At 38.9% G+C, this 9,467-nt stretch carries 11 protein-coding genes; 9 read left to right on the forward strand and 2 right to left on the reverse strand.

Annotation, left to right across the window (positions count from 1 at the left end; all coding sequences use genetic code 11):
• Positions 1-16 precede the first annotated feature (16 nt).
• The 6 genes from ytfJ (at position 17) to KW850_RS19300 (ending at position 5,560) form a co-directional block, all read left to right on the forward strand.
• The gene (ytfJ, locus tag KW850_RS19275) at positions 17-517 is read left to right on the forward strand and encodes a GerW family sporulation protein (protein WP_218349392.1); all 501 of its coding nucleotides are present in this window, start codon (positions 17-19) and stop codon (positions 515-517) included.
• A gap of 192 nt (positions 518-709) precedes the next feature.
• Positions 710-1,210, forward strand: coding sequence for a thiol peroxidase (tpx, locus tag KW850_RS19280; protein WP_218349393.1), 501 nt, complete (start codon positions 710-712; stop codon positions 1,208-1,210).
• A gap of 298 nt (positions 1,211-1,508) precedes the next feature.
• Positions 1,509-2,492, forward strand: coding sequence for a class I SAM-dependent methyltransferase (locus tag KW850_RS19285; RefSeq protein WP_218349394.1), 984 nt, complete (start codon positions 1,509-1,511; stop codon positions 2,490-2,492).
• Positions 2,493-2,896: 404 nt separating this feature from the next.
• Positions 2,897-4,093: an acetate kinase gene (locus KW850_RS19290; RefSeq protein WP_218349395.1), complete on the forward strand. Its 1,197-nt coding sequence runs from the start codon at positions 2,897-2,899 to the stop codon at positions 4,091-4,093.
• Between the two features lie 112 nt (positions 4,094-4,205).
• The gene (locus tag KW850_RS19295) at positions 4,206-5,048 is read left to right on the forward strand and encodes an EcsC family protein (protein WP_218349396.1); all 843 of its coding nucleotides are present in this window, start codon (positions 4,206-4,208) and stop codon (positions 5,046-5,048) included.
• Positions 5,045-5,560: a MogA/MoaB family molybdenum cofactor biosynthesis protein gene (locus KW850_RS19300; RefSeq protein WP_218349397.1), complete on the forward strand. Its 516-nt coding sequence runs from the start codon at positions 5,045-5,047 to the stop codon at positions 5,558-5,560. The genes KW850_RS19295 and KW850_RS19300 overlap by 4 nt, the downstream gene beginning before the upstream one ends.
• A 37-nt stretch (positions 5,561-5,597) precedes the next feature.
• On the opposite strand, the gene KW850_RS19305 is transcribed toward KW850_RS19300, so the two are convergent.
• Both KW850_RS19305 and KW850_RS19310 read right to left on the reverse strand, forming a co-directional pair.
• On the reverse strand, positions 5,598-5,912 hold the full coding sequence (locus KW850_RS19305; RefSeq protein ID WP_218349398.1) for a hypothetical protein: 315 nt from the start codon (positions 5,910-5,912) through the stop codon (positions 5,598-5,600).
• 117 nt (positions 5,913-6,029) lie between these two features.
• Entirely contained in the window at positions 6,030-6,482 is a 453-nt protein-coding gene (locus KW850_RS19310) for a universal stress protein (RefSeq protein WP_218349399.1), read from the reverse strand.
• Positions 6,483-6,587: 105 nt separating this feature from the next.
• Here KW850_RS19310 and KW850_RS19315 point away from each other — a divergent pair, with 105 nt between their 5' ends.
• The 3 genes from KW850_RS19315 (at position 6,588) to ald (ending at position 8,624) form a co-directional block, all read left to right on the forward strand.
• Positions 6,588-6,746 (forward strand): hypothetical protein, encoded by a 159-nt coding sequence (locus tag KW850_RS19315; RefSeq protein WP_218349400.1) that lies wholly within the window; start codon positions 6,588-6,590, stop codon positions 6,744-6,746.
• Positions 6,747-6,899: 153 nt separating this feature from the next.
• The gene (locus KW850_RS19320; RefSeq protein WP_218349401.1) at positions 6,900-7,331 is read left to right on the forward strand and encodes a hypothetical protein; all 432 of its coding nucleotides are present in this window, start codon (positions 6,900-6,902) and stop codon (positions 7,329-7,331) included.
• Between the two features lie 174 nt (positions 7,332-7,505).
• Positions 7,506-8,624 (forward strand): alanine dehydrogenase, encoded by a 1,119-nt coding sequence (gene ald / locus KW850_RS19325; protein WP_218349402.1) that lies wholly within the window; start codon positions 7,506-7,508, stop codon positions 8,622-8,624.
• Positions 8,625-9,467: the final 843 nt, after the last annotated feature.

Genomic DNA, 9,467 nt, shown 5'->3' on the forward strand with positions numbered 1-9,467 from the left:
AAAGGAGGAAACAGCCGTGTCTGACCACCCAATTCAAGGTTTGATGACAACTGCAATGGAAAGCCTTAAAGAAATGATTGATGTAAATACGATTATTGGTGACCCTGTTGAAACCCCTGATGGCAGTGTTATTTTGACTGTCTCGAAGGTAGGTTTTGGATTTGCCGCGGGCGGTAGTGAATTTAAGATTGAGGGGTCTCAAAATCAAGGCCAAGGACAGGGCCAGAGCCAGAGCCAGAGCCAAGGCCAGAGTAAGGGTTCATCCCACCCATTTGGCGGCGGGAGCGGTGGCGGTGTTTCTATTACCCCAATTGCCTTTTTAATTGTTAACTCACATGGAGTTAAAATGCTGCATTTAGATGAAAGTACTCATTTGTATGAAAAAATATTAGAATTAGCTCCACAGGCAATTGATAAAATTCAGCAAATTTTCTCTAAGAAAGATCAAGGTAAACAGCAAAATAGTTCGCAAGGATCTAAAAACGAGCATAAACCAAAAGAAGAACTTGAATTATAGCAGGAAAGGTTAATCTTCCAAAATATTAGGAAGGTTAACTTTTTTCATGAAACGGGTTCCTTCCACTTTTGGCTGAAATCTAAATAATTGCAAAATTGATGGTGAAAAGATATATTTACACTGTACATATTTGAAGTCAAGCTGTTCTGAAGTTAGCCGCTTGGACTTGGATACAACAAAGGAGGATGTAAAATGGCAAATGTAACATTTAAAGGGAATCCAATTACGCTTTTAGGCAGTGAAGTAAAGGTAGGGGACAAAGCGCCAAACTTTACTGTGCTGGCAAATGATTTGTCAGAAGTTACATTAGAAAGTACCAAAGGTCAAGTACGTTTAATTACTTCTGTACCTTCTTTGGATACTGGTGTTTGTGATGCAGAAACACGACGTTTTAATGAAGAAGCAAACAGCTTAGGTAATGTGAAAATTTTAACAGTGAGTGTGGACTTACCATTTGCACAAAAACGCTGGTGTGCTGCTAGTGGAATTGAAAACGTGCAAACATTATCAGATCATCGTGACCTTTCTTTCGGTGAAGCATATGGGGTTGCCATCCAGGAATTAAGATTGTTGGCTCGTGCCGTATTTGTTGTTGATTCCAACGACACTGTAACATATGTTGAATATGTGAGCGAAGCAACAACCCACCCTAACTACGAAGCAGCACTTGAAGCAGCAAGAGCGGCAAAATAATAGATTGATTAAATGGAGCCCTGCAAAAGCAGGGCTTTTCTTCTTATGTAAAGGAAAATATAAAATAATTAATTGTGGATATATTGAATTATTTATCTGAATCCAGCTCCAGCGCCTAGGGGCTCGGGGGCATAAGCCAATCCGTCCTCAAGGTAAAAAAGCAACCTTCATGCCGGCTCGACTTATGCCTGTCGCCCCTTAACAAGGTGCTTCCGCCTTTTTGTTCTTGCTTAATACTTGTATAAAATGTCGCTACTCGATTAAAATGGATAAGGAAATTAACGAGGGAGGGGATAAGATGAAAGTTTCTCAAGTAGAACAACTTTTTACGTTATTTAATGAAACAGCAATTCTTTTACAGGAAGAACTAAACTGTACATATTTAGAGGCACTCGCTGAAACGGGAGAGAATTTATTTCATGGCTCTATCCTTCAAGATGAGGTCAGCGAACTAACAGAAAAAAGATTGAAGAAACAATATGGACAGATTGATTTAGAGAAGTTTTCAAATGAAGAAATTCGAAAAGCCTATCAATTGGCCATCTTAAAAGGGATGAATGATAGTGTTCAGCCAAACCATCAAATGACACCTGATTCTGTCGGGATGCTAGTAGGCTATTTAGTAGAAAGATTTATGAAACAGTCAACATTCCGTTTGCTTGACCCTGCAGTAGGGACTGGGAACTTGTTAACAACTGTCTTAAATCACCTCCAAAGAAAAGTTGATTCGATCGGCGTGGAGATTGATGACCTTCTCATTAAGCTGGCTTATATTAATGCCAATTTACAAGCTCACCCTATTCAACTCTTCAATCAAGACAGCCTTGAGCCAATGTTTATTGATCCTGTAGATGCGGTTATCTCAGATTTGCCTGTTGGTTTTTATCCAAATGATGAAAGAGCTGCAGATTATCAAGTAAGGGCAAGTGAAAGGCATACTTATTCCCATCATTTATTCATAGAACAAAGCGTTCGCCACACAGTGCCTGGAGGGTATTTATTCTTCTTGATTCCGAATGGACTATTTGAGAGTGAACAGGCATCACTTTTACATGAATTTTTTAAAGAACAAGTGATTGTACAAGGATTGTTGCAATTACCAATTAGTATGTTTAAAAATAAACAGTCCGCGAAAAGTATCCTCATCCTGCAAAAAAAGGGAGAAGGAGTAGAGCCGCCAAAGCAGGCATTGCTTGTAGAACTGCCTAATCTTTCAAGCGCTGTGGAGATGGATAGAATTCTCTCAAAGATGGATAAATGGTTTCAAGAAAACAAAGGATAAACCGAGATTAACCTCTTGGTTTATTTTTTTGTAAAATTTTAAAAGGCTCTGTAAAAGTTTGAATAATTTATATAGTTGATTGGAGCGGAAGGCTCGAGACTCCTGCGGGAGTACGGACAAGGGGAGACCCCGCATGCACTTGAACGCTGAGGAGGCTCGCCCTGGACCGCCCGCGCCTGAAGTGGAAATCACCAGGCAACTTTACCAGAGCCTAAAAAAAGAAATATCAGAATAGATTTATATTTGTAATGTAAACGTTGCCATCGGAAATTTGCCTTGAAATATAATATACACAATGATTCAATTAAGGATGGAAATAATCAAGAGTGGTTTGAGCAAAATAATGTTGTACTAAACAAAATAATGCCAAACCAGTGTTGTTATATAAAAGGAGCGGTAACCATATGTCAAAAATTATTGCCATTAATGCGGGGAGTTCTTCCTTAAAGTTTCAATTGTTTGAAATGCCAAGTGAAGAAGTAATCACAAAAGGATTAATAGAAAGAATTGGTTTAAAGGATTCAATTTTTAATATTACGGTTAACGGTGAAAAAGTTCAAGAAATTATCGATATTCCTGACCATGAAGTCGCCGTTAAAATGCTTTTAGATAAATTAACAACGTTAGGTATTATCAAATCTTTAAATGAGATTGTCGGCATGGGGCACCGCGTGGTACATGGTGGAGAAATGTTTACTGACTCTGTGCTTATTACAGATGATGTGATTAAAAAAATTGATGAGCTATCTGAACTGGCACCATTGCATAACCCAGCCAATTTAACTGGAATCAAAGCTTTCATGAGCGTTCTTCCTAATGTTCCGGCAGTTGCAGTCTTTGATACTGCTTTCCACCAAACAATGCCAGAAAGCTCTTACCTATACAGCTTACCAATGGAGTATTACGAAAAATATGGTATTCGTAAATATGGCTTCCATGGAACCTCTCATAAATATGTTTCACAGCGTGCAGCTGAGCTTTTAGGTCGACCTGTTGAACAATTACGTCTCATTTCTTGTCATTTAGGAAATGGTGCGAGTATTGCGGCAATTGAAGGCGGTATGTCTATTGATACGTCCATGGGCTTTACACCACTTGCTGGGGTAACAATGGGTACTCGTTCAGGTAATATTGACCCGGCACTGATTCCATATATCATGGAAAAAACCAATAAAACAGCAGATGAAGTACTAGATGTACTAAATAAAAAGAGCGGTATGCTGGCTATGTCTGGTTTCTCAAGTGATTTACGTGATATTGAAATTGAAGCAAAAAAGGGCAATGAGCGTGCGAAGCTTGCCTTAGATGTATTTGCCAACCGTATTCATAAATACATCGGTTCTTATGCTTCACGAATGAATGGTGTTGATGCGATTATTTTCACAGCTGGGATTGGTGAAAATAGTGATACCATTAGGGAAAATGTATTAAGAGGTCTTGAATTTATGGGTGTTTATTGGGACCCAGCTTTAAACAAGGTTAGAGGCGAAGAAGCCTTTATTAGCTACCCACACTCACCAGTTAAAGTATTAATCATCCCAACAAATGAAGAAGTAATGATTGCCCGCGATGTTGTACGTCTTGCTCACAGTCAATCATAAATATCACAAAAGGCAAAAGCTATTGTATAGCTTTTGCCTTTTGCCTTTTTATCCAAGTATTTCTTTGTGATATACTGGAAATAGAAAGCCTTGCTGTGAGGGGGAAGTAAACATGCCATTAACAGACCGCGAAGAAATGGTCTTGAATGAAATACGGAATTGGGAAAGCAGTTTGCGTGAATGGGAGCCGAATGATTTCCAGATTACCTATGAAAAAATTTTGCAACAATCATTCTCATTATTGCCTGAAAAGGTTCAACGACAATTCTTTTCGGTTATCGACAGCTGGCTGTTTTATTTACATAGTATGATTCAAGGCTCTCAGCTACAAATGGATGCTAAGGAGAGAATTCTTTCTTCGGGGCGAATTTTTCAAAAGGACTTAGCAAACATTGAAGACTTAAAAAAATTAAGCATTGAGCAATTACAATATATTGCAGAACAACAAATCGCGCGACATCGTCTTTATTCCTTTGCGCAAGGCGGATTAGCAGGGACTGGCGGTCCTCTGCTGCTTAGCACAGATATACCAGCAATAGCAGTCATTAATTTAAGGGTCGTGCAACTGATCGCGATGACCTACGGGGTTGAAGTGAACACACCATTTGAAATGATGACCTCCCTAAAGGTCTTTCATACGGCAACATTACCGCCAAGGCTGCAAAGCGGAGGCTGGTTCGTTCTGATGGAAGAATTAGAAAGTCACGAAGACTATTATTTTTATGAAGGAAATGAAGAAATTACAGATATAACATGGCTTGAACAACCGGTTCAACAACTTATGAAAGCGCTGATCATAACGTTATTCAGACATAAAAGGATTCAAGGTATCCCGCTGGTCAGTATGGCCATTGGCGCAGGGGCCAATTATCAGTTAACAAGAAAAGTAACCGATTTAGCGCATAAATATTATCAGCTGCGTTACCTACGAGAAAAAGAGGAGTTTATCGGATGAGTAGTCAAGAACATAAAAAAGCTGCACCGAAGACCGTTAATTGTAAAATAATAACTGTTAGTGATACAAGAAATAAGGAAACAGACAAAAGCGGAAAACTGATGATCGACTTGCTCGAACAAGCAGGTCACAAGATTGTCGATTACGTCATTGTAAAAGACGAAGCCGTGCCGATTGAACAAGAAATTGTTAAAGGATGTGCAAGCAATGAAATTGATGTCATTTTAACAAACGGCGGAACGGGGATTGCCAAGCGGGATGTAACAATTGAAACGATACAAAATCTACTTGAAAAAGAGATTGTCGGTTTTGGAGAGTTATTCCGGATGTTGAGTTACCAAGAAGATATTGGTTCCGCTGCAATTCTCTCAAGGGCTATTGCGGGTGTTGTTAAAAATAAAGCCATATTCTCCACCCCGGGTTCAACTGGTGCTGTCAAACTTGCAATGAATAAATTAATTTTGCCTGAGATCGGGCATGTGGTGAAAGAGATTCAAAAAGACCTATCATAATGAGGAAAACTCCCTTTTTCAATGAAAAGGGAGTATTTTATTGATGAGCTTTTGTTGAAAGAACTTCATTTGCTCGGTACCATAGCCATAAATCATTAATAATCGATGCAAGTTCAGCAATTTCGGAGTTCAGTTGACAAGAGCGAGGGAAATTACTTTCATTTGAGAGAAGTGCTTGTTTCTGATTAATTTCGGTTTCAAGATCGCTAATCCGGTCAGGGATCGAGCCGCGAACTTGTTCCCAGTAAAAGAGAATCTCCTGCTGTATTTCTTTGTTGTATTGGTCCCATTCCACCATTAATTCGGGCAGTGGAATACCAAGACGATGATCAAAAGAAAAATATTCTTTCATTTTGATTGCCTCCAATCCGTTTGACTACTATTTATTCTACTATACATCTATCTCCCATTCACTAAAAACCTATGTGAAAAAAGCACGAAGCAATGCTGCGTGCTTTTTCCCTCTGTATTATGCTATATCTTTTTCAGTGCGAACAATAAGAACGTCACAATGTGCGTAACGAGTGATATGTTCAGAAACACTTCCAATAAAAAACCTTTCCACAACATTTAATCCAGTTGCACCGCAGATAATCAAATCTATCATGTGTTTTTTTGCTAAATCTCTAGGAATTCGTATTTTGGGAGATCCATAACCAATTTCATAATGCACGTTTGTTAAACCTGCATCCTCCGCTTGTTTTTGGTAGTGTTTTAGCATATCTTTTGCCAGCTTTTCTGCTCGATCTCCAATAACCGTGTCATAAGCTTCAATTAATGCAAATGTTCTAGTGTCGATAACATGGACTAATAAAAGGTCAGCATCATTTCTCTTGGCAATTTCAATCCCTTTTTTAAAAGCCCAATCGGCTTCTTTTGAACCATCAATAGCGACTAAAATATTTCTATATTTAAGTCCCATGATTAATCATCTCCTTACTTAAATTATACATTATTTTACAAGGGATAACTGTTGCAACTTTTCGAACAATAAAGAGGTAACCTAGAAAGGAAAGGAGATTAAATGATGGTAAAACGTGACCAGAATAAACAGTTTTTATTTGAGTTTGATGAGCAAGGTACTAGTGAAGTAAGCCAGCAAATTATGAATTCATATAATAGTGGATTTATTGGCGAAGGTACAGCTATTGCAGATAGTGAAGATTTTGCTGGTACTGAGAGTTAAATGTAGTGATACTGTTGGACTGTCCTAATAATAGGACAGTTTTTTTTGTACAAATGTCTTGGTATTTTTGAAATAAAGGGCAAATACCCAAGAGTTTGCTTTTACAAGTGCATATTCTTTAGTGTGTCATTAATTAAAATGAGGAGGAGAAACATGACTACAGAAATGTATGGAATGCCTAGTAACATTGATTATACTATGGTGGATCCTGCAGATGAAAGGATTCGTCCAGGGTTCGGACATTTTGGTGGTTTCGGAGGTTTTGGCCGTCCAGGCTTTGGATTTGGTGGTTTTGGCCGCCCAGGCTTTGGATTTGGCGGTTTTGGCCGCCCAGGCTTTGGATTTGGCGGTTTTGGCCGCCCAGGCTTTGGATTTGGTGGATTTGGCAGACCATTTGGCTTTGGATTTGGTAGACCATTTGGATTTGGATTTGGCAGACCATTTGGCTTTGGATTTGGATTCCCATTCTTAACTGGGTTAGCTGCAGGTGCCTTATTAGCTCCAGGATATGGATATGGCTACGGATATCCTTACTATCCACCTTACCCATACCCATACCCTTACCCATATTATCCTTGGTATTAATGAAAATTAAAACAAAAGCTTTGCCATACTCGGCAAAGCTTTTACTTTATGACTTTGTCGAAATCTTATGTTTATCAGTTAATGATTACAAGGTTACATCTTACTTTGAAAAAAGGTTATAATAAAATTGTCTTGGATAATTTTACTAGAGATAAATTTATTGGAGGTAAGCACATGCGGATCGGGGTACCTAAAGAAATCAAAAATAATGAAAACCGCGTAGCCATGACACCAGCTGGAGTGGTCAACTTAGTGAAATTTGGTCATGAGGTGTTTATTGAAAAGGGAGCAGGTCTTGGCTCAGGTTTTTTAAATGAGGATTATGAATCAGCGGGTGCGAAACTGGTAGATACAGCTGAAGAAGCATGGTCAATGGAAATGGTCATGAAGGTTAAAGAGCCGCTTCCTAGCGAATATCAATACTTCCGCGAAGGCTTAATATTATTTACATACTTACACCTGGCACCAGAACCGGAATTAACGAAAGCATTAATTGACAAGAAGGTAATTGGTATTGCCTATGAAACCGTTCAGTTACCGAATCGAAGCTTACCATTGTTAACGCCGATGAGTGAGGTGGCTGGAAGAATGGCACCTCAAATTGGTGCCCAATTCCTTGAGAAGGTCCATGGAGGAATGGGAATTCTACTTTCTGGTGTCCCAGGAGTCCAACGTGGAAAAGTTTCCATAATCGGCGGCGGTGTAGCTGGAACGAATGCGGCTAAAATGGCGATTGGTTTAGGAGCAAAAGTGACGATTATTGATTTAAATCCGGATCGTCTTCGTCAATTAGATGATATATTTGGAGCAGATGTGACGACGCTTATGTCTAATCCGTATAATATTGCGGAAGCTGTGAAAGATTCAGATTTGGTGATAGGCGCTGTTCTAATTCCAGGGGCAAAAGCACCAAAGCTTGTAACCGAAGCAATGATTCAATCGATGAAACCAGGTAGTGTCGTTGTAGATATTGCCATCGATCAGGGGGGGATTTTTGAAACCACTGACCGGATTACCACGCACGACAATCCGACCTATGTGAAGCATGATGTTGTCCACTATGCTGTTGCCAACATGCCAGGTGCTGTACCGAGAACTTCCACGATTGCCTTAACAAATGTAACGGTCCCTTATGCAGTGGAAATTGCCAATAAAGGCTATAAACAAGCTTGTCTTGGCAATGAAGCATTGTTAAAAGGAATCAACACGCTTGGCGGTTTCGTGACTTATCAAGCGGTCGCAGAAGCACATGGGCTTGAATTTTTAGATACCAGAACATTGTTGGAAAAATAATAATTGTTGAGTAACGATTGTCCTTCATCGGAGTTATGAAGGACAATATATTCGGTTTTTTTACGAGTATTGTCCTTCATCGGAGTTATGAAGGACAATTTATTCGGCTTTTTTACGAGTATTGTCCTTCATCGGAGTTATGAAGGACAATTTATTCGGTTTTTTTACGAGTATTGTCCTTCATCGGAGTTATGAAGGACAATTTATTCGGCTTTTTTACGAGTATTGTCCTTCATCGGGGTTATGAAGGACAATTTACCCGGTTTTTTACAAGTATTGTCCTTCATCGGAGTTATGAAGGACAATTTATTCGGTTTTTTTACGAGTATTGTCCTTCATCGGAGTTATGAAGGACAATATATTCGGTTTTTTTACGAGTATTGTCCTTCATCGGAGTTATGAAGGACAATTTATTCGGCTTTTTTACGAGTATTGTCCTTCATCGGAGTTATGAAGGACAATTTATTCGGTTTTTTTACGAGTATTGTCCTTCATCGGAGTTATGAAGGACAATTTATTCGGCTTTTTTACGAGTATTGTCCTTCATCGGGGTTATGAAGGACAATTTACCCGGTTTTTTACAAGTATTGTCCTTCATCGGAGTTATGAAGGACAATTTATTCGGTTTTTTTACGAGTATTGTCCTTCATCGGAGTTATGAAGGACAATTTATTCGGTTTTTTTACGAGTATTGTCCTTCATCGGGGTTATGAAGGGATTGAGTCCATATAATTGTGTAAAAAGAAAATGAGTCAAATTAATTCCTCATGGTTACAATGTTAACGGCGAAGAAAACAATGTGGAGGAATTAATTATGACTCAAATACAGTTTAACCTAAATAT

The sequence above is a fragment of the Bacillus sp. sid0103 genome (assembly GCF_019219025.1).

Bases quoted from the DNA above. Each gene is read 5' to 3' on its own strand.
- KW850_RS19285 (WP_218349394.1), top strand. From the start codon at position 1,509: ATGAAAGTTTCTCAAGTAGAACAACTTTTTACGTTATTTAATGAAACA.
- KW850_RS19320 (WP_218349401.1), top strand. From the start codon at position 6,900: ATGACTACAGAAATGTATGGAATGCCTAGTAACATTGATTATACTATG.
- KW850_RS19310 (WP_218349399.1), bottom strand. From the start codon at position 6,482: ATGGGACTTAAATATAGAAATATTTTAGTCGCTATTGATGGTTCAAAA.
- KW850_RS19315 (WP_218349400.1), top strand. From the start codon at position 6,588: ATGGTAAAACGTGACCAGAATAAACAGTTTTTATTTGAGTTTGATGAG.
- KW850_RS19295 (WP_218349396.1), top strand. From the start codon at position 4,206: ATGCCATTAACAGACCGCGAAGAAATGGTCTTGAATGAAATACGGAAT.
- tpx (WP_218349393.1), top strand. From the start codon at position 710: ATGGCAAATGTAACATTTAAAGGGAATCCAATTACGCTTTTAGGCAGT.
- KW850_RS19300 (WP_218349397.1), top strand. From the start codon at position 5,045: ATGAGTAGTCAAGAACATAAAAAAGCTGCACCGAAGACCGTTAATTGT.
- KW850_RS19305 (WP_218349398.1), bottom strand. From the start codon at position 5,912: ATGAAAGAATATTTTTCTTTTGATCATCGTCTTGGTATTCCACTGCCC.
- ald (WP_218349402.1), top strand. From the start codon at position 7,506: ATGCGGATCGGGGTACCTAAAGAAATCAAAAATAATGAAAACCGCGTA.
- KW850_RS19290 (WP_218349395.1), top strand. From the start codon at position 2,897: ATGTCAAAAATTATTGCCATTAATGCGGGGAGTTCTTCCTTAAAGTTT.